Below are 18,895 nucleotides of genomic sequence, written 5' to 3'. Positions count from 1 at the left end.
GAGTCGCGAACGGTGCGAGGTGCGAGCGAAGCGAGCGCCTCGGTCGCGAGCGGTGAAACCGCGAGCAGTGAGCGACGAGGCCGGGGAGGCGTGAGGTGCCGTGCGGTCGCGGTCCGGGTGGAACTCGAAGGGGCCTCGCGACTGGGGCTTCGGGGGTGTTCGCCGCAGAACTGTCGGTCGTCTCCGTCAGATCGCCGAACTCTGATCGACTTCTCGAGACCTATCGATTTTAGTACACCAGTTCGCCCGAGATGAACTTCCGGGTTCGCTCGTCGGCGGGGTCCTCGAAGATCTCCTCGGTCGGCCCGACCTCCGTGATCCCGTCGTCCAGCAGCACCGCGACGCGGTCGGCGACCCGCTCGGCCTGATGCATGTCGTGGGTCGCGACGACGACGCCGATCCCCCTGTCGCTCGCCTCGCCGACGGCGTCCTCGATGACCGCGGTGTTGCGCGGGTCGAGGTCGGAGCTGGGTTCGTCAAGCAGCAGGACGTCCGGCTCGTACGCCAGCGCGCGGGCGAACGACACCCGCTGGGCCTCGCCGCCGGAGAGCGAGTCGGCCGGCTGGTCGGTCTTGTCGGCCAGCCCCACGACGTCCAGCGACTCGCGGACCGCGTCGGCGGCCCCGTTCAGCCGGACCAGCGAGGCGAGCCGCTCGCTCCACGAGCGGCGGACGCGGAGCCCGTACTCGACGTTGCGGGCGACCGTCCCGTCGAAGAGGCTCGCCTCCTGGAACACCATGCCGACGCGGCGGCGCAGCGCGAGCCGCTCCGCCTCGTCGGCCGCCCACGGGTCGGTCCCGTCGAGCGTCACCGTCCCCTCGTCGGGCTCCAGCGAGAGCGCGAGCGTCCGCAGCAGCGTCGTCTTGCCGACGCCGGAGGGACCGATGACGGCGACGACCTCGCCCGCGTCGACGTCGATCGTGAGGTCGCGGAACACGGGCTCGTCGCCGTACGACCGCGACACGTTCGTCGCGCGGAGCATCAGTCGGTCACCTCCCCCAGCATCAGTCGGTCACCTCCCTCCGCATCAGCCGGTCACCCCGCGGTCGCCGAAGCGGACGACGACGGCGTTGACGGTCAACACGAGCGCGACGAGCACCGCGCCGAGCACCATCGCGGTCTCGTAGCGGCCCTGCCGCGCCTCCAGCTGGATGGCCGTCGTCAGGGTACGCGTCTTCGAGATGCCGTCCGCGCTCGTGATGTTCCCGCCGACGATCAGCACGGAGCCGACCTCGCTGATCGCGCGGCCGAAGCCGGCCAGCACCGCGGTCGCGATGCCGTAGCGCGCCTCCTTGATCACGACCAGCGCCACGTCGACGCGGGTCCCGCCGAGGACGCGGGCGGCGTCGCGGACCCCGTCGTCGACGCCGCTCACGGCCGCGAGGCTGATCGCCGTGATCGGCGGCGTCGCGAGGACGAACTGCGACATGATCATCGCCTCGCGGGTGAAGATGAGCTCCAGCGACCCCAGTGGCCCCTGGTTCGAGACCGCGAACAGCACCACCAGGCCGACGACCACGCTCGGGAACCCCATCCCCGTGTTGACGACCGACTTCACGAACCCCTTCCCGGGGAAGTCGGTGAGGCCGATGGCGACGGCGGCGGGGACGCTGACGAGCGTGCTCAGCGCGACCGCGGTGAGGCTCACGTACAGCGAGACCGCGACGATGCTCCCGACGTACCCCTCTCTGAACGAGGCGCCGAGGAGGGACGTCGCGGGGCCCGCGCCCGCGTCGAGGAGGGCGGGGGCCAGCTGTGCGACCGGTTCGAGCGGCACGCTTACGCGTCGGCGTCGTCGCTACTCCAGCCTTCCGGAACGTACTGCTGGAAGTCGGGGTCCTCGGAGACGGCCTCCGGGAAGAACAGCTGCTCGCCGTTCACCTGGTAGTCGGAGATGGCGTTCTGGACGCCCGGGCTGGTGATCCACCCGATGTACGCCATCGCGAGGTCGTAGTTGGCGTTCTCGTGGACGCCGGGGTTGACCGCCATGACGCCGTACGGGTTCGCGAGGATCTCCGGCCCGCCCTCGATCGGTCCCTGGACGAGGATCGTGAGGTCGATCTCGGAGCGCTGCGAGATGAACGTCCCGCGGTCCGAGAGCGTGTACGCGCCCTGCTGGTTGGCGACGTTGAGCGCCTCGCCCATGCCGGTGCCGGTCTCCTGGTACCAGTCGCCGCCGGGGTCCGTGCCCGCCGCGTCCCAGAGGTTCAGCTCCTTCGTGTGCGTCCCCGAGTTGTCGCCGCGGGAGACGAACGGCGCCTGCGCCTCGGCGATGGTCGTCAGCGCCTCGGTCGCGGAGCCCATCCCCTCGATCCCCGCCGGGTCGTCCGCCGGGCCGACGATCACGAAGTCGTTGAACATCAGGTCGCGGCGGTTGACCCCGTACCCGTTCCGCATGAACTCGTCTTCGAGCCCGCGGGCGTGGACCATCACGATGTCCGAGTCGCCGTTCCGGGCGGTCTCCAGCGCCGCGCCGGTCCCCTGCGCGACGGCGTCGACCGTGACGCCGTACATCTCCTCGAAGTCCGTGTGGATCTCGTCGAGTAACCCCGTGTCGTAGGTGCTCGTCGTCGTCGTGAGCGTCAGCGTCTCGCCGGCGACCGAAGGCATCTCGTCGGCGGTGCCGTTCCCGCCGCTGCCGCCGCCGTCGCTCCCGCCCGTCGACGAGCAGCCCGCCGTACCCACGATCGTTCCCGCACCGAGCGCGGCCACGAACTTCCGTCGTTGTATCGCCATGGATACAACGGTGGGTCGACACGGCATATAAGTTGCGTCGCGGCACCGAACGCCGGATCGAGGCCACTGGACCGACGGCCGTCGGCGCGTCGAAACCCCCAACACGACCCGGGCACATCCTCCGGGCATGAGCGACACGACCGGTCCCGACGCGGCCGCGGGTCGGGGACGCGCCGCGCTCATCGAGGGCGGCGTGGAGTTCGACGGCCGCGACGCGGCGCTCCTGCGCGCCGTCGACGCCGCGGGGTCGGTCGCCGGCGCCGCGTCGGCGCTGGGTCGGTCCCGGGCCCGCGCCCTCTCGCGGATCGAGACGCTGGAGGGGGCCTACGGGACCCTCGTCGAGCGTCGCCGCGGCGGCGAGGGCGGCGGCGGGAGCCGACTCGCCGGTTCGGCCCGGGAGCTCCTCGACCGCTACGACCGGCTCCAGGCCGTCCTCGCGGCGACGGCGTCGGTGCCCGAGACTGTCCTCCGCGGGACGGTCGAGGCGATCGACGGCGAGATCGCGGTCGTCGACACCGCGGTCGGCGCGCTCTCCGGCCTCCACGGCGGGACCGGCGACGGCGCCGACACCGATAGCGACGGCGACGGCGACGCAGTCGCCGTGGGCGATCCGGTCCAGGTCCGGATCGGCGCGGACGCGGTCACGGTTAACGACGCGGCCAACGCGGTCGACCCGGACGCCACGAGCGCCCGGAACCGCCTGACCGGCCGCGTCTCCCGCATCGACTCCGGCGAGACGGTGTCGACGGTTCGGGTCGCGGTCGAACCGGTCGACCGGGAAGCGACGGGCGACGCCGCCGTCGACGTCGCGGCGCTGATCACCGCCGAGAGCGTCGATCGGCTCGGTCTCGCGCCCGGCGACCCGGTGTCGCTCCGGTGGAAGGCGACCGCGACGCGGCTGGTGCCGCACGCGGAGTGACCCCGGCGGTCGGCCGACACGCCGTGCCAACCGCTCCCGCGCAAGCGAACGGTTTTTGCGTCGACCGACGGGAGGGTTGGTATGGACGAGGACACCCCCGAGGGCGCGACCCCGCCGGGCGACGGGCGCGGCGACGCCGCGACCGACCCGGCCGCCCCTCGGACGGACGGCGGGACCGAGCGCGCGGACGAGCCGACCGAGGACGTCGCGCTCGACCCGTGGGGGTCGGCGTCGGTCGGGGACTACGCGGACCTCTTCGCGGAGTTCGGCATCGAGGCGTTCGACGAGGTCGACGACGACGTGCCGGATCCGCACTACCTGATGCGCCGCGGCGTCATCTTCGGCCACCGCGAGTACGACGCGGTCGCCGAGGCGATGGCGAACGACGAGCCGTTCGCGGCGCTCTCCGGATTCATGCCCACCGGCGACCCGCACATCGGTCACAAGCTCGTCTTCGACGAGCTGATCTGGCACCAGCGACAGGGTGGCGACGTCTTCGGGCTGATCGCCGACCTCGAGGCGCACGCCGCACGCGGGATGTCGTGGGACGAGATCGACGAGCACGCCCGGAGCTACCTGCTCTCGCTGCTCGCGCTCGGGTTCGACCCGGAAGACGGCGAGCTCTACCGGCAGTCTGACAACCGTGCGGTCCAGGACCTCGGTTTCGAACTCGGCGCGAAGGCCAACTTCTCCGAGTTCGAGGCGATCTACGGCTTCGACGGCGAGACGAACGTCTCGCACATGCAGAGCGTGATCACCCAGACCGCGGACATCCTCTACCCGCAGCTCGTCGACGAGCCGAAGCCGACGGTGATCCCGGTCGGCCCCGACCAGGACCCGCACGTCCGGCTCACCCGCGACCTCGCGACCCGCGTGCGCTACTTCAAGGTGACAGAGGCGTTCGCCTCCTTCGAGCTCGACGACGACGAGCGGCGGCTGGTGCGGGCGGCGTACGACGCGCTCGCGGCCCGCGACGGCGACGGCGACGCCGAAGAGACCGACACCGCCGAGACCGACGTGCGCTGCGAGGACGCCGCCGAGTGGCTCGCCGACTACGAGCCGCCGGAGAGCGACCGCGAGAGCGTCGACCTCGCGGCCGCGAAGGCGACCGCCCTCGACAAGCTCCGCGCCGGCGGCAAGGAGCCGCTCCGCCCCCGCGTTCGGTTCTTCGACCGCAACGCCACCGACGAGGCGTTCGAGGCGCTGATAGAGGCCGTAGAGGGCGAAAAGCGCGTCTTCGAGGGCCACGTCGACGCGTTCGACCTCACCCGCGGCGAGGCCGAGTCCGTCGCGCGGGAGGTCGAGATCGACCACGACGGGTTCGGCTTCCGGCAGCCCTCCTCGATCTACCACCGGTTCATGACCGGGCTCACCGGCGGCAAGATGTCCTCGTCGATCCCGGCGAGCCACATCTCGCTGCTCGACGACCCCGAGGACGGCTACGACAAGGTGAAGGCGGCGACGACCGGCGGGCGCGACACCGCCGAGGAGCAGCGCGAGCTCGGCGGGGAGGCCGACGAGTGCCCCGTCTACGAGCTGTACGCCTACCTGCTCGCGGGCGACGACGACGAGCTCACCAAGGAGGTGTACGCCGAGTGCGTCAACGGCGAACGCCTCTGTGGCGGGTGTAAGGAGCAGGCGGCGGAGCTGATGCGCGAGTTCCTCGAAGACCATCAGGAGAAGCGCGCTGAGGCCGAGGCGCTCCTCGACGACCTCGACATCGACCTCGACTCGGACCGGCGCGGCACCGGCGGCGAGCACTGAACCCGCCGCGCGGACCGAGCCCGCGACGCGCGACTCTTACAGCTCTTTTCTCGCGTACACGCCGATCAGTCCGCCGAGCGCGCTCAACACCACGGTGTAGGCGACGCCGCCGATCACGACGATCGCCCCGAAGACCACGACGCCGCCGGCCGCGATCCCGACCTCGAGCGGGAACCCGAAGAGGCCCAGGAACGGCAACAACACGAGCACGAGCAGGAGCAGTCCGACGACCGGGATCGACGCGATCGCCCCGGAGATCGCGCCGACCCGGAGCCCGTCGTCTTCGTTCAAGTAGCCGGCGAGCGCGCCGCCGAGCAGGGGCGAGATACCGGTGAACGAGAGCACCGCCGTCGCGATCGCGCCGACGAGCGCGTTCAGGAGGGCGTTTTCGGTGTCCATACGCGGCCGCACTCCCGGCGGCGGCATACGTCTTGCGGACCGCGGGACGCGGCCCGCCCGAGGTAGACGAACCCGGAGGGCGAGCGAGGCGATGGTTTATGAGGCGGGCGCTACCTCTCACGGGTATGAGCGAGGCAGAGACGATCCACGTCGCGGACGTCAGCGAGGGGATCGGCGGCGACGCGACGGCGGAGCCGGGGTCGCCGGTCGAACTCCCGGTCGTCGACGTCCTCACCGGCCGGTCGTTTATCACGGGCAAGAGCGGCTCCGGCAAGAGCAACACCGCTTCGGTCGTGATCGAGAACCTGCTCGACAGCGGCTTCCCGGTCCTCATCGTCGACACGGACGGCGAGTACTACGGGCTGAAAGAGGAGTACGAGATCCTCCACGCCGGCGCGGACGACGAGTGCGACATCGTCGTCTCCCCCGAACACGCGGAGAAGATCGCGACGCTGGCCTTAGAGCAGAACGTCCCGATCATCTTGGACGTCTCCGGCTACCTCGAGGAGGACACCGCCAACGAGCTCCTCTTAGAGGTCGTCAAACAGCTGTTCGCGAAGGAGAAGCGGATGAAGAAGCCCTTCCTGCTCGTGATCGAGGAGTGCCACGAGTACATCCCCGAGGGCGGCGGGATGGACGAGACGGGGAAGATGCTGATCAAGGTGGGGAAGCGCGGCCGGAAGCACGGGCTCGGCATCGTCGGCATCAGCCAGCGCCCGGCCGACGTCAAGAAGGACTTCATCACCCAGTGCGACTGGCTCTGCTGGCACCGGCTCACCTGGGACAACGACACGAAGGTGGTCGGACGTATCCTCGGCTCGAAGTACGCGAGCGCGGTGGAGGACCTCGGCGACGGCGAGGCGTTTCTGATGACCGACTGGGACGAGTCGATCCGCCGGATCCAGTTCCACCGCAAGGAGACGTTCGACGCGGGCGCGACGCCCGGGCTGGACGACTTCGAGCGCCCGGAACTGAAGTCCGTCTCCAGCGACCTCGTCGGCGAGCTCGAGTCGATCTCCGACGAGAAGGAGCGCCGCGAGTCCGAGATCGCCGACCTCAAACAGGAGGTAGAAAAGAAGGACCGGCGGATCGACGACCTCGAACGCGAGCTGGAGGAGGCCCGCGACCTGAGCAACATGGCCGACCAGTTCGCGCAGGCGCTGCTGGGCAAGGCGGAGGCCCCGTACCGCGGCGGCGCCCCGGCCGCGACGAACGCCGGCCGGCCGGCGGGCGACGGCGACCAGTCGGTGCTCAAGTCGTACGACGAGGCGGTCGCCGCGACCGAGCGCGACTCGGCGGAATCGGCCGCGGACGGCGGTCCAGAGACCGCCGGCGAGTCCGAGAGCGACTCTGCCTCCGCCGAGGAGCCCCGGGAGTCGCCGCCCGACGCCGTCGCCGACGACTCCGAATCCCCCGCGCCCGGCGACGCCGAACCCCCAGCTCCCGAGGCCGCGGCCGAGTCCGCGTCGGGGCCTCCGGACGACGTCGACCCGGTCACCCGCGACGACGTCGCCGAGAGCGCGCTCCGGTTCGACGACGCGATCGAGCTCGGCACCCGCGAGGCGGTCATCGAGGAGCTCCGCTCGCGGATCGAGGCGCTCCCGGAGCTCTCCCGCGGGATGCTCCGCCACTACCGGCGAGAGGGCGCGAGCGACCCCGTCGCGGCCCACATCGACGCCGGCGGCGACGGCGACTCCGGCCACGCCTACAGCCGCCACCGACCGATCCGCCGCGCGGGGCTCATCCGGCACGCCGGCCGCGGCCACTACGCCTACGCGGTCCCGGACCTCGTTCGAGAAGCCTACGCCGACCGGCTCGACGAGGCGCAGGTCGACGAGATCGTCCGCGCCGTCGAGACGGTCTTCGTCCCGCCCGCGGAGCTGAGCTACCCGCCGGACGCCGACCCGGCCGACGTCGGCGAGCCGCCCGCGGGAGAGGCGGCCGACCGATCCGGCGAGGATCGCACCGAGAGGGCAGCAGCGGCCGACGGCGACGACTCGCTCGCCGCGGATGACGGGACCGCCGCGGACCTCGATCGGGACGCGGCGGCCGCCCGCACCGACGATACGGGAGAGGAGGAGACGGCGGCCGACGCCGGGCTGAGCGACGCCGCGCGTCGGTTCGCCGACCGATCTGAGCGCTGACGCCCGAGACGGACGCGAAGAGGCCCGGGCGGCGAGCGCCGCGCCGTGGTCGGCTCGGCGGCGAGACCGCTCCCCCCGGGGTCAGAATGGGACCGAGAGGTACTCGCTCGGCACGGCGTTCCGCGCCGTCACCTGCGGGTCGACCACCTGGCTGATCTCTACGCCGCCGACGAGGCTGGAGAAGAGGTACGCCTCGGTGCGCGAGAAGCCGTGGTGGTGCGCTAAGAGCCCTAGCATGTCACGGTTCGCCAGTTCGACCGCCTCCTCCAGCGTCTCGGCGCTCGCGACCGTCTTCACCGCGTCGCCGGTGTCGAGGAGGGGCCGGTCCAGCGGTACCGCCGGGTCGTCGATCACGGAGAGCGTCGCGTCGACCTCGACCGCGATCTCCGCGCCGGTCCCGCACATCTCGCCGTCGGCCATCGCCGCCTTCGCGTCGCCCATCGCCAGCATCGCGCCCTCCTGAAACACCGGGAAGTAGACGGTCGTCCCGGCGGTCACGTCGGTCGTGTCGAGGTTCCCGCCGTGGTCGTCGGGCGACAGCGTCGAGATCGTCTCGCCGTCGGTGGCGACGCCGATCGTCCCGATAACGGGCTCGATCGGCACGTCGATCCCCTCGAAGTCGATCCGGTCGCCGGCGCCGTCCGCGTGGTCGTCGCCCTCGACCTCGGTGATCCGCGTCGCCGGGTGTTCGATATCGGGGTCGTCGCGCAGGAGGCCGAACCCGGGCGCGGTGACGACGCGCCCGCGGTCCTCCGCGACGCGGACGGCCTCGATCTCGACCGCGAGGACGTCGCCCGGGCTCGCGCCGGCCACCGCGATCGGACCCGTCGCGGCGTTGACCTCCTCGGGGATCTCCTCGAGCAGGTCGTCGTCGCGCTGGATCGCGCCGTTCAGGCTGTCGATCGTCGTTATCGTCACCGCCTCGCCGTCGTCGGCCTCGTACACCGGCTCCATCTCGGGACCGAACTCGTACACGTGGCCGTCGCGGTGTGCGACCGTCTCTCGTGCCATCACCCGCGATCGGCGTTCCGGTCCCAAAAATCTACGCCGAGCGGTGCGGCGCGCGTTCGGTCCCAGTTCGTCGCGCGAGGTTCGGTTCGCCGCGCGGGCTCCGAACCACTCTCAGCGCGGCGCGGCGGCCTCGGGCGGGACGAGCAGGACGTTGTTCGAGCCGCGCGCGACGACCGACTCGGCCGTGCTCCCGAGGAGGAGCCGCCGGAGCCGACTCGTGCCGCGTGCGCCGACGAGCGTCGTCGTCGCGCCCACGCGCTCCTCTTCGGCCGTGATCTCGTCGACGGGCTTCCCCGACCTGACGTTCGTCTCGACCTCGAACCCAGTCCGGTCGCGGAGGTCCGTCGCCAGTTCCTCCAGCCGCGCCTCGGCGTCGCTCGTCGATCCCGAATCGCTCGGGCTCCCCACGTGGAGCAGGTACGCCCGCTCCGTCGCGCCCGTCAGCGTCGGGAAGAAGTCGTAGGCCCGCGCCGCGTTCTCGGAGAAGTCGGTCGCGTACAGCACGTCCCGGAACAGGTGTTCCTTCTTGACCGCGTGGCCGTCCGGCGTCTCCTCGATCCGCTCCACGAGCAGCGGTCTGACGGCGGTCCGCGCGACGTTGCGGACGGTCCCGCCGACGAGCCGGTTCCGGAGCGGGGCCTCCCCGCGCGACCCGACGACGATCATGTCGGCGTCGAGCCGCTCGGCCAGCCCGTTGATGCGCCGGTGTGGGGTCCCGCGCGCGACGTGCGTCTCCACCTCGAACCCCGCGCGCTCGAAGACGCGTCGCTGCGGGGCGAGCGCCTCCCGCGCGTCGGTGGCCGCGCCCATCCCCGGTAGCCCGCTGGAGACGTTGTCGGGGACGACCGTCAGCAGGTGGACCTCGCCGACGCCGATGTTGTCGAGGCACTCGAGACAGGTCCGCGACTCGATCGCCGCCTCGTTCGCGTCCGATAGGTCCGTCGCGAATACGATACGCATACCCGACGGTTCGTGCTCGCAGATAATATTGCTTTGGGTGTACAATACAATTTCCGTGAGAGTTATTCGCGAGAACCGACGTACGACAGTATCGTACCGTCTTGTACCGGTTTGAAGTCTAGATCTGTATTGGACTAAACGCACAAGATTAAAGAGCGGGCGGGCGATATTGTTCAGTGCGTACAACCAACCCATGAGCAAAGAGATAGACGTCGCGGAGACATTGGACGTGAAGGGACTGAGCTGCCCGATGCCCATCGTGAAGACGAAGGGCGCGATCGACGACCTCACCCCCGGTGGCGTGTTGGAGGTCGTCGCCACCGACCCCGGTAGCGTGAGCGACATCGACGGCTGGGCGACCGGCACCGACGGCGTCACGCTCCTCGCGCAGGAGGAGGGCGACGACGTGTACACCCACTACGTCCGCAAGGAGGCCTGAATATGGACGAGATCGGCATCATCGTCTCCGACGACGACCCCAAGAGCCTCGCGATGGCGACCAACCTCGGCCACGTCGCGCTGACGATGGACACCGACGTGTTCCTCTACTTCACCTTCGACGGGCTGACGCACCTGCTCGAGGGCGACAAGGACCTCTCGTCGGTCCAGCCGCTGCTCGACGAGGGGATGCCGAACCCCTACGACATGCTCGACCAGCTGATCGCCGACGGCGGCGAGGCGGTCACCTCGGTCGCGTGTACGACCACGCTCGACATGCTCCACTGGGAGCAGGACGCCATCGACGACGACCTGACCACGCAGTTCGCCGGCGCGGTCACCTTCCTCGAGGCCGCCGAGGAGGCCGACCACGTGTTCACGTTCTGAGCGTCGGCCTCACCCCGGTCGGGGCCGCTTTTCGAGCCGTCGATTCCACGTCTGCCAGCCGCGGCGCCGTCCGTCGAGGCGACCGCTAGCCGCGACACACTTGCGTCGGAGAAACAACGCAGCCGGTCGGTCCCGAGCCCGCTCGGCGCGGCTCGCACCGTCGGAACCCCGGTTGCGACCAGGGGCGCCTGCCGCGACCGCCGGGCTCCCGTTGACCGCCCCGACCCCAGTCCGCCCGGTTACTCGCGGTGCCGAACGGGCTGGTGGCGCTCCGCGATGTCGAGGAAGTTGTCGAAGACGGCGGTCGCCGCCTCGGCCTCGGCGACGCGCTCGTCCGTGATGCCGTCCATGACGGCCCGGATCCGCGCGTCCGGGAGGTCCTTCCCCTCCGTCACCCACTCCGCCGTCTGCCGGTCGTACTCCGGATGGAACTGGACGCCGTAGGCGCTCCCGAGCCGGAACGCCTGGACGCCGACCCCGTTCTCCGCGAGGGTGACCGCGCCGGGCGGCACCTCGGCGACCCGGTCGGAGTGCGTCTCGAAGCTCGTGAACGTCTCCGGAACGCCGGCGAACAGCGGGTCCTCGCCGACGCGCGCGATCGACTCGTACCCCAGTTCGTACTCGCCCATGTCGACGACGCGCCCGCCGAGCGCCTGCGCGAGGAACTGGTGGCCCCAGCAGATGCCGAGTATCGGTACGTCGGCCTCGTGGATCCGGCGGAGCCGCTCCGTCGCCTCGTGGATCCAGTCCCGGTCGTCGTACACGGAGGTCTGCGAGCCGCTTATCACGACCCCGTCGAACCGCCAGTCCGACGACGCCACCGGCGGCGGGAACGCGCCCTCGCTGACCTTGTACACCGTGACGTCGGCGTCGAGTTCGCGGCGGAGGTTCGGCTCGGCCGGGGTCTCTCCGACCGACGCGTCGAGGACGGCGATGGTCGTGTCCATGCCCGACCGTTCGCGCGACTGAAACATATACTATTGGGTTTATTGTACAATACTAGCAACCGCAAGGGGGGTAGAAAAACAGCGTCCGCTCCGGCTACTGGCGACGACCGACGTCGCGGCCCGCGCGTCAGTTCTCGGCGGTGACGGCGACTTGCTCCGGGCGGTCGTACTTCTCTTCGAACTCGCCGATGAGCTGGCCCATCTTCGCGTACCAGTCGTTGAGCATGCGCTGCATGTCGTCGGCGATCTGCGACGGGTCCGTCGGGCTGTACACGTGGTAGTAGCCGCCCTGTTCGTAGTTGATCTGTTCTTTCTGGATGAAGCCGGCGTTCAGGAGGCGCTGGACCGCGCGGTAGGCGGTCGAGCGCTCGCGGTCGACGCGTTCGGCGACCTCGTCTATCGTGAGCGCTTCCTCGGCCGACACGAGCGACCGGTAGCAGTCCTTGTCCAACTGCTTCAGGCCGTGGAAACACTCGAGTAACCCCTCGCACTCCATGTCCCGTTGGAGCTGTTCGGACATCGAATCGGGCATCTTACAGTAGTCCTATGGGGTCCCGCCGCTAAAAGTGTTGTGTGTGGGATATACAATTCCGCGCGGGCCGTCGGCCGGACGGAGCCGGCGGCGGCCGAGGCGGGGTCGCTACTCGTCCGCGTCGGACTCGTCGTCGGCGTCCTCGTCGTCGGCGTCGAGGCCGGCCGCCTCGAACGCGGTCTCGACCTCCGCGAGCGGGACCGTGCGGTAGCCGTCCGCCTCGGTCACGGTCGCGACCGCGAGGTCCGAGGGCTCGAACTCGTCGTCGTGGGCGGCCAGCGCCGCGACGGCCAGTTCGATGCCGTCCTCCAGCGAGAGGTCGTCGCTCCACTCGTCTTCGAGGTGGCCCTGGATGTCCTGCCGGCCGCCGCCGATGACGGTCGCCTTCCACTCGTTGGGCGTGCCAGACGGGTCGGCCGCGAACAGGCGCGGCTCGCCGTCGTCGATGCCGCCGATGAGGAGCGCGGCGCCGTACGGGCGCGTGCCGCCGCGCTGGGTGTTCTCCTGGATGTGGTCGGTGACGAACTTCGTCAGCGTCTCGACGCCGACGGGCTCGCCGTAGCGCAGGCGGTTCCCCTGCGACTGCCGGCGCGCGAGGTCGATCAGCTGGCGCGCGTCGGCGACGTGGCCCGCGCTCGCGGTGCCGACGTGGTCGTCGAGCTTGTGGAGCTTCTCGATGCTCTCGGCCTCCATCAGCGACGAGGAGGGCCGGGACATCGCGACGAAGACGACGCCGTCCGTCGTCCGGACCCCGACGCTCGGCGCGCCGCGCGAGACCGCCTCGCGGGCGTACTCGACCTGGTAGATGCGTCCGTCGGGCGAGAACAGCGACGTGCCGCGGTCGTACGCCTGCTGGTCGTTGTTACCCATCATCGTCGATCCCCCGCTCGCGCGGTGTCGCGTTCGCTCATTACCGTCACTTACGTCGGGCCGTTGAAAAAGCAACCGTAACCGGTACGTCTCGGAGAGCGGCCGCCGCCGCGCGTTCCGACCGGCGCCGACCGCCGGCCGGCGTTTCCGCGCTTTCGGCCCGAACGGCCGAGAGGGGCCGTCAGCTTCCGTCGCCGACGGATATATCCACGCAGGTCGTCTAGTATTAGTGACTTTGACTCCCATACGAAACCCAGCCGCGCTGCTGGCCGCGACCCTGCTCGTGGCGACCGTCGGCGGCGCGTTCGCGATCGGCGGGGCGACGGCGGTCCCGGACGCGCGGATCACCGTCGGTGCGGTGGGCGCGTCCCCGAGCGACCCGACGGTCGGCGAGCGGACGGCCCTGAACGTCACCGTCTCGAACTCCGGCGGCAGCGACGCGGCGGCGAACGTCACCGAGATCCGCGTGCGCGACGCCGACGGCGAGGTGCTCGACAGCGTCTCGGGCGTCGGCGCCCTCTCCGCGGGCGACTCGCTCGACGCGACGCTCTGGACCGAGTTCGACGAGCCAGGCGAGAAGCGGCTCACGGTCGAGGCCGTCGCGAACCAGTCGACCACCGGCGAGTTCGTGACCGTCAGCCGCGACACCGTGCTCGACGTGCGGCCGACGCAGGTCGCGCTCGACCTGCGGACCCGCGCGCTCGACCCCGAGGACCTCCGGAGCGACGACGACGGCGAGAGCGCGACCGGCGACCTCGGCATCGGCGGCATCCAGGGCATCTTCGGCGGCGGGGGCGGCCTCGACACGGGCGACGGCGACGACGAGTCGCCGCCGATCGCCGACTCGCCGGTCGAGGTGACCGTGGTCAACACCGGGACGACGACCGCCGACCGCGTCAGCCTCCGCGCCGTCGGCACCGCCGTCGACGGCGACGAGCGGACCGTCTCGGTCGGCCCGTTCGTCGTCGAGGACGTCGCGCCCGGCGAGGAGCGCCGCGTGATCGTCGACCTCGGGCCGCTCGACCGGCGCTCGGCGGTCACGGTGACCGCCGCGTTCCGCGCCGACACCGACCGGCTCGACGACCGCGGCGCCGACCGCACCGCGGAGTCGACGGTGACGTACCCCGTCAGCGAGACCGACCCGACCGTGACTGACGTGACGCTCCGCGAGACCGCGGACGGCGTCGTCGTGGACGCCAACCTCGGCAACGCCGGGACCGGCGAGATGACGGGGACGATCGTCTCGATCGGCGACGCGCCGGGCGTCGCGCCGACGCCCGCCGGCGGCGAGTACTTCGTCGGGAGCCTCGGCGCGAGCGACTTCGTCGGCTTCGACCTGACGACCGCGGTCAACGCCTCGACGGCCGAGACGATCCCGGTCCGGGTCTCCTACACCGAGCGCGGGGTCCGGTACACGGAGACGCTGAACGTCGCGGGGCCCGAGCCGGACGGCGACGACGACGAAGCCGGCGGCACGCTCGGACGGATCGGGACCGGCGGATTGGGTACCGCGGGCGCGGCCGCCAGCGGCCTCGCGCTCGTCGGCCTCGTCGGCGCGCTCGGCGTCGCGGTCCGGACCGGACGGATCGGCGGCTCGACCGGACGGCGGCGCGACGGCTCGGCGCCGTGAGCGACCGCGACGTGCCGGACGGCCCGACCGCGTCCGGCTACGCCGTCGAGCTCCGTGACGTGGTCAAGCGCTACCCGGGCGGGGGCGACGAGCCGGTCGTCGCGCTCGACAGCGTCGACTTCGCGGTGCGACCGGGGGAGTTCGTCGCCGTGGTCGGCCCCAGCGGTTCGGGGAAGTCGACGCTGCTCAACGTGTTGGGGCTGCTCGACGACCCCACGAGCGGGCAGCGTCTGCTCGACGGGACCGACGTGACGAGCCTCTCGGTCGGCGAGCGCACGCAAGCCCGGAAGGAGTCGATCGGGTTCGTCTTCCAGGACTTCCACCTGCTCCCGACGCTGACGGCCGTCGAGAACGTCGCGCTGCCGACGGCGTTCGACCCGGGCGACGCGAGCGACAGGGCCGCCGAGCTGCTGGCGCGGTTCGGCCTCGGCGAGCGGCTCGACCACGAGCCGACCGAGCTCTCCGGCGGGCAGAAACAGCGCGTCGCCATCGCCCGCTCGCTCATCAACGAGCCCGCGGTCCTGCTGGCGGACGAGCCGACCGGGAACCTCGACACGGAGACCGGCGAGTCGATCCTCGGCGAGTTCGAGCGCGTGAAGTCCGAGGGGGTCGCCGTCATCGCGGTCACGCACGACCCGCTCGTCGAGGAGTACGCCGACCGCGTCGTGGACCTCACCGACGGCGTGTTGACCGGCGGGATCCCGGAAGACGACGCGGACGACAGCCCGGGACCGACCCCCGACGCGGACGACGACGCCCGGCGTAGCGGCCGAGTCCGCCGCGGCGGCCGCCAGACGGCGACGACGGACGCGGGTGGCGAGCGATGACGGGGTGCGGGCGATGAGTCGAGACGGCTCCGCCGGACGGTCGGACGGGCTCGCCGGCTGGCTGCGTGGCTGGGGGCCCGCGGTGTCGATGGCGTCGCGGAACCTGCGGCGGAACCGCGTGCGGACGGTGCTCGCCGTGCTCGGCGTCTGCATCGGCGTCCTCGCGGTCGCGGCGCTCGGCATCTTCGGGAACGTGCTGGCGCTGGGCGCCGACGACGCCATCGGCGACATCGGGACGCAGGTGGTCGTCTCGCCGAACAACGACGCGGGCGTGGAGTCGCTGTCCGACGCGGACGTCGCCTCGATCCGCCGCGCGGTCGACGGCCCCGCCGTCGTCCCGCTGTACTCCGACAGCGCCACCGTCGCCAGACAAGGCGACCAGACGTTCGCCACGGTGTACGGGGTCGAAGAGCCCGCGCTGGCGTACGAGGCCGCGGAGGGGCGGCTCCCCGAGCGCCACCGGCAGGGGGCGATCCTCGGCGCGGGCATCGCCGAGGACCTGAGCGCCGGCGCGGGCGACACCGTCGAGATCGCCGGCTCGCAGGTGCGGGTGATCGCGGTGTTAGTCGAGAGCCAGACGTTCAGCCCGGTCGCGCCCGACGACGCGGTGTTCCTCCCCGAGTCGGCGTTCTCGGCGGACGGCTACGCGCAGGCGCTCGTCGTCTCGGACTCCGGGGCCGAGGCCCGCGCGGCCGCCGACGCGATCCGCGAGGCGGTGAACGCCCGCGAGGAGCGGGTGGACCTGTTCGAGCTGGCCGCCCTCGTCGACGAGATCAACGAGTTCTTCGACCTGCTCTCGACGTTCCTGCTCGGGCTCGGCGCGATCTCGCTCGTCGTCGCCGGCGTCTCGATCCTCAACGTGATGCTGATGAGCACCGTCGAGCGCCGCCAGGAGATCGGGGTGATGCGCGCGGTCGGCGTCACGCGCCGCGACGTGTTGCGCGTCCTCCTCGCCGAGGCCGGGCTGATCGGGGCGGCCGGCGCGGCGGCCGGCACCCTGCTCACGGTCCTGCTCGTCGCAGGGTTGGTCATCGCGACCCCCGCCGTCGACGCCGCGCTCGTGATCGACCGCACGAACGCCTACTACCTCCTGCTGGCGCTCGTGTTCGGCGTCGGCGTCGGAATCGTCAGCGGCGCGTACCCCGCGTGGAAGGCGGCCAACGAGCGCCCGGTCGAGGCGCTGCGGAGCTGAGCTAACGGTCGAGCGGCCGCCGGGCCGCGAGTCGCACGCGTCACCGGCAATCTCGTTCGCAAAAAATCGTCTTGCCGTCCGAAACGACGCTTAGACGCCGCGGCCCTGGAGCTTCTCTTCCTCTTCCATGTCCTCGTTGGACTGGCCCTTCATCCCCTTGCCGCTGCCGCTCGCGATGCGGGCGAGCGCCTCGGGGTCGTCCCAGTTGTTGACGGCCTCGACGATCGAGGTGCCCATCGCCTCGGGGTCCTCCGCGCCGAAGACGCCGGAGCCGACGAAGATGCCGTCGCAGCCGTGGTACATCATCAGCGCGGCGTCGGCGGGCGTCGCGATGCCGCCGGCGGCGAAGTTGACGACGGGGAGGCGCTCGGCCTCGGCGGTCTCGTGGACCAGGTCGCGGGGCGCGCCGTGCTCGCGGGCCCACTTCTCGCGCTCCTCGTGGTTGAGCCCGGTGAGCGTCCGGATCTGGTTTTTGATCGTGCGCTGGTGTTTGACGGCCTGGTTCACGTCGCCCGTGCCGGCCTCGCCCTTCGTCCGGATCATCGCCGCGCCCTCGTTGATGCGGCGGAGCGCCTCCGGCAGGTTCCGGGCCCCGCAGACGAACGGGGAGGTGAAGTCGCGCTTGTCCGTGTGGTACTCGTCGTCGGCGGGCGTGAGCACCTCGGACTCGTCGATCATGTCGATCCCGAGCGCCTCCAGGATCTCCGCCTCCTTGCGGTGGCCGATCCGGGACTTCCCCATCACCGGGATCGAGACCTCGTCGATGATCTCCGGGACGCGCTCGGGGTCGGGCATCCGGGCGACGCCGCCGCGCTTCCGGATGTCGGCCGGGACGTGTTCGAGGACCATCACGGCGACCGCGCCGGCGTCCTCCGCGATGCGGGCCTGCTCGCGGTTGACGACGTCCATGATGACGCCGCCCTTCTGCATCTGCGCGAAGCCGCGCTTGACCAGTTCGGTCCCTCGCTTCAGCTCCTCCAGATCCGTGGCCTCTGGCATGAACATCACTTGGTTCGCCGGCCACTTAACGGGTCGCTTTCGGGCGGATGGGCGGGCGAGAGGCCGGTTCTCGACACCGCGCCGAACTCGGTTGTCGGCGTCGGCGTTCGCCGTCGACTCGCGTCCGCCCGCCGCCACCCCAACCGCGAAGTCCCCCGCCGTCCAACCGCCGCCCGTGACCACCGGAGCCATCCTCGCCGGCGGGCGCTCGACGCGCTTCGGCGGCGCGGACAAGGCCGTCGCGCCGCTCGCCGGCGTGCCGATGATCCGCCGGGTCGCGGACCGACTCGTTGGGACCGACGGCCCGGTCCCGCCCGGGGCCGACCGCGCCAGCGGCGGCGACCCCGTCGTCGACGAGCTCGTCGTCAACTGCCGCCCGGACCAGCGCGAGGCGATCGCCGAGGCGTTAGCGGGGACCCCGCTGCCCGTCCGCTGGGCGCTCGACGAGGAGCCCGACCGGGGGCCGCTCGCGGGTATCCGGAACGCCTGCCGGGCCGCGACCGACCGCTACGCCGTCGTCGTCGCCTGCGACACGCCGTTCGTCGACCCCGGATTCCTCGCGGCGCTGCGCGAGACGGCCGCGGCGGCCGACGCCGAGGCCGCGGTCCCGCGGCTCGACGACCGCTGGTATCAGACCACGCAGGCGGTGTACGCGACCGGGCCGGCCGCGGCCGCCTGCGACCGCGCGCTCGACCGCGGCGACGGGAAGATACTCGCGATGCTGGAGCGACTGGACGAAGTCGTCGTCGACGACGAGACGATCCGGTCGATAACGACCGCGGACACCTTCGCGGACGTCGACACCGCGTCCGACCTCGCCGACGCGGAGCGGACGGTCGCCGCGGCGCTCGGCGAGAACTGACTCGGTGGGGGGCTGCCCGCGACGTCGTCGGTCAGTTCTTCAGGACCTCGTACGCCTCGTTGAGCCGCTTGAACTGCTCCTCGTCGCCGTCCTCGCCGTCCGGGTGGAGCCGCTTCGCGCGCTCGCGGTAGCGGCTCCGGACCGCCTCGCTGTCCGCCGTGCGGTCGAGCCCGAGCGTCTCGTACGCCTCGCGCTCGCTCATCCGGTCGGTCGGCGGCGCGCGGTCGCGGGGGTCGCGGCCCGCGCCTCCCGCCGCCCCGCGAGCGCCGGCCCGCCGG

General features: G+C 71.4%; 20 protein-coding genes. 9 read left to right on the top strand and 11 right to left on the bottom strand.

Annotated elements, in window-relative coordinates:
• Positions 1 to 229 precede the first annotated feature (229 nt).
• From Q0116_RS03340 to Q0116_RS03330, 3 genes are read right to left on the bottom strand one after another with little or no spacing between them, the layout of a single operon-like run.
• Positions 230 to 982 carry an amino acid ABC transporter ATP-binding protein gene (locus Q0116_RS03340; protein ID WP_297885497.1) on the bottom strand — a complete coding sequence of 251 codons (753 nt, stop codon included), beginning with the start codon at positions 980 to 982 and terminating at the stop codon, positions 230 to 232.
• Positions 983 to 1,027: 45 nt separating this feature from the next.
• Positions 1,028 to 1,777 carry an ABC transporter permease gene (locus Q0116_RS03335; protein ID WP_297885495.1) on the bottom strand — a complete coding sequence of 250 codons (750 nt, stop codon included), beginning with the start codon at positions 1,775 to 1,777 and terminating at the stop codon, positions 1,028 to 1,030.
• Between the two features lie 2 nt (positions 1,778 to 1,779).
• Entirely contained in the window at positions 1,780 to 2,736 is a 957-nt protein-coding gene (locus Q0116_RS03330; RefSeq protein WP_297885493.1) for a substrate-binding domain-containing protein, read from the bottom strand.
• A 127-nt stretch (positions 2,737 to 2,863) separates the two neighbouring features.
• On the opposite strand from Q0116_RS03330, the gene Q0116_RS03325 reads away from it, so the two are divergent.
• Positions 2,864 to 3,655, top strand: a complete 792-nt coding sequence (locus Q0116_RS03325; RefSeq protein WP_297885491.1) for a TOBE domain-containing protein — start codon at positions 2,864 to 2,866, stop codon at positions 3,653 to 3,655.
• An 81-nt stretch (positions 3,656 to 3,736) separates the two neighbouring features.
• Positions 3,737 to 5,419: a tryptophan--tRNA ligase gene (locus Q0116_RS03320; protein WP_297885489.1), complete on the top strand. Its 1,683-nt coding sequence runs from the start codon at positions 3,737 to 3,739 to the stop codon at positions 5,417 to 5,419.
• A 36-nt stretch (positions 5,420 to 5,455) separates the two neighbouring features.
• Here the strand turns inward: Q0116_RS03320 and Q0116_RS03315 are convergent, their stop codons facing one another.
• Entirely contained in the window at positions 5,456 to 5,818 is a 363-nt protein-coding gene (locus Q0116_RS03315; RefSeq protein ID WP_297885487.1) for a DUF5518 domain-containing protein, read from the bottom strand.
• Between the two features lie 125 nt (positions 5,819 to 5,943).
• On the opposite strand from Q0116_RS03315, the gene Q0116_RS03310 reads away from it, so the two are divergent.
• Positions 5,944 to 7,962 carry a helicase HerA domain-containing protein gene (locus tag Q0116_RS03310; protein ID WP_297885485.1) on the top strand — a complete coding sequence of 673 codons (2,019 nt, stop codon included), beginning with the start codon at positions 5,944 to 5,946 and terminating at the stop codon, positions 7,960 to 7,962.
• A gap of 81 nt (positions 7,963 to 8,043) precedes the next feature.
• Here Q0116_RS03310 and Q0116_RS03305 read toward each other — a convergent pair whose 3' ends face one another.
• Together Q0116_RS03305 and Q0116_RS03300 are read right to left on the bottom strand one after the other, a co-directional pair.
• Positions 8,044 to 8,973 (bottom strand): acetamidase/formamidase family protein, encoded by a 930-nt coding sequence (locus tag Q0116_RS03305; protein ID WP_297885483.1) that lies wholly within the window; start codon positions 8,971 to 8,973, stop codon positions 8,044 to 8,046.
• 111 nt (positions 8,974 to 9,084) lie between these two features.
• Positions 9,085 to 9,933: a universal stress protein gene (locus tag Q0116_RS03300; protein WP_297885481.1), complete on the bottom strand. Its 849-nt coding sequence runs from the start codon at positions 9,931 to 9,933 to the stop codon at positions 9,085 to 9,087.
• A gap of 193 nt (positions 9,934 to 10,126) precedes the next feature.
• Between Q0116_RS03300 and Q0116_RS03295 the strand changes: the two genes are divergently transcribed.
• Complete coding sequence (locus Q0116_RS03295; protein WP_297885479.1) at positions 10,127 to 10,372, top strand: sulfurtransferase TusA family protein; 246 nt, start codon at positions 10,127 to 10,129, stop codon at positions 10,370 to 10,372.
• 2 nt (positions 10,373 to 10,374) lie between these two features.
• Positions 10,375 to 10,758, top strand: coding sequence for a DsrE family protein (locus Q0116_RS03290; protein WP_297885477.1), 384 nt, complete (start codon positions 10,375 to 10,377; stop codon positions 10,756 to 10,758).
• A 239-nt stretch (positions 10,759 to 10,997) separates the two neighbouring features.
• On the opposite strand, the gene Q0116_RS03285 is transcribed toward Q0116_RS03290, so the two are convergent.
• The 3 genes from Q0116_RS03285 to psmA all read right to left on the bottom strand — a co-directional run bounded on the left by Q0116_RS03285 (position 10,998) and on the right by psmA (position 13,110).
• Positions 10,998 to 11,705 carry a type 1 glutamine amidotransferase gene (locus tag Q0116_RS03285; protein ID WP_297885475.1) on the bottom strand — a complete coding sequence of 236 codons (708 nt, stop codon included), beginning with the start codon at positions 11,703 to 11,705 and terminating at the stop codon, positions 10,998 to 11,000.
• Between the two features lie 127 nt (positions 11,706 to 11,832).
• Positions 11,833 to 12,237, bottom strand: coding sequence for a helix-turn-helix domain-containing protein (locus Q0116_RS03280; RefSeq protein ID WP_297885473.1), 405 nt, complete (start codon positions 12,235 to 12,237; stop codon positions 11,833 to 11,835).
• 108 nt (positions 12,238 to 12,345) lie between these two features.
• On the bottom strand, positions 12,346 to 13,110 hold the full coding sequence (gene psmA, locus Q0116_RS03275; protein WP_297885472.1) for an archaeal proteasome endopeptidase complex subunit alpha: 765 nt from the start codon (positions 13,108 to 13,110) through the stop codon (positions 12,346 to 12,348).
• Between the two features lie 226 nt (positions 13,111 to 13,336).
• Between psmA and Q0116_RS03270 the strand changes: the two genes are divergently transcribed.
• From Q0116_RS03270 to Q0116_RS03260, 3 genes are read left to right on the top strand one after another with little or no spacing between them, the layout of a single operon-like run.
• Positions 13,337 to 14,737 (top strand): hypothetical protein, encoded by a 1,401-nt coding sequence (locus Q0116_RS03270; RefSeq protein ID WP_297885470.1) that lies wholly within the window; start codon positions 13,337 to 13,339, stop codon positions 14,735 to 14,737.
• On the top strand, positions 14,734 to 15,564 hold the full coding sequence (locus Q0116_RS03265; protein WP_297885469.1) for an ABC transporter ATP-binding protein: 831 nt from the start codon (positions 14,734 to 14,736) through the stop codon (positions 15,562 to 15,564). Before Q0116_RS03270 ends, Q0116_RS03265 begins: the two co-directional genes overlap by 4 nt.
• Positions 15,565 to 15,577: 13 nt before the next feature.
• Positions 15,578 to 16,756 carry an ABC transporter permease gene (locus Q0116_RS03260; protein WP_297885467.1) on the top strand — a complete coding sequence of 393 codons (1,179 nt, stop codon included), beginning with the start codon at positions 15,578 to 15,580 and terminating at the stop codon, positions 16,754 to 16,756.
• A 90-nt stretch (positions 16,757 to 16,846) separates the two neighbouring features.
• Here Q0116_RS03260 and pdxS read toward each other — a convergent pair whose 3' ends face one another.
• The gene (gene pdxS, locus Q0116_RS03255; RefSeq protein WP_297885466.1) at positions 16,847 to 17,755 is read right to left on the bottom strand and encodes a pyridoxal 5'-phosphate synthase lyase subunit PdxS; all 909 of its coding nucleotides are present in this window, start codon (positions 17,753 to 17,755) and stop codon (positions 16,847 to 16,849) included.
• Positions 17,756 to 17,930: 175 nt separating this feature from the next.
• Here pdxS and Q0116_RS03250 point away from each other — a divergent pair, with 175 nt between their 5' ends.
• A complete protein-coding gene (locus Q0116_RS03250) occupies positions 17,931 to 18,617 on the top strand; it encodes a molybdenum cofactor guanylyltransferase (protein WP_297885465.1) in 687 nt (228 codons plus the stop codon).
• Positions 18,618 to 18,648: 31 nt separating this feature from the next.
• On the opposite strand, the gene Q0116_RS03245 is transcribed toward Q0116_RS03250, so the two are convergent.
• A partial coding sequence (locus Q0116_RS03245; protein ID WP_297885464.1) for a DnaJ domain-containing protein occupies positions 18,649 to 18,895 on the bottom strand: 247 nt, incomplete at its 5' end.

It is taken from the genome of uncultured Halorubrum sp. (genome assembly GCF_937146585.1).
GTDB classification, from domain to species: Archaea; Halobacteriota; Halobacteria; order Halobacteriales; family Haloferacaceae; genus Halorubrum; species Halorubrum miltondacostae.
This window is presented reverse-complemented; position numbering and strand designations above follow the sequence as displayed.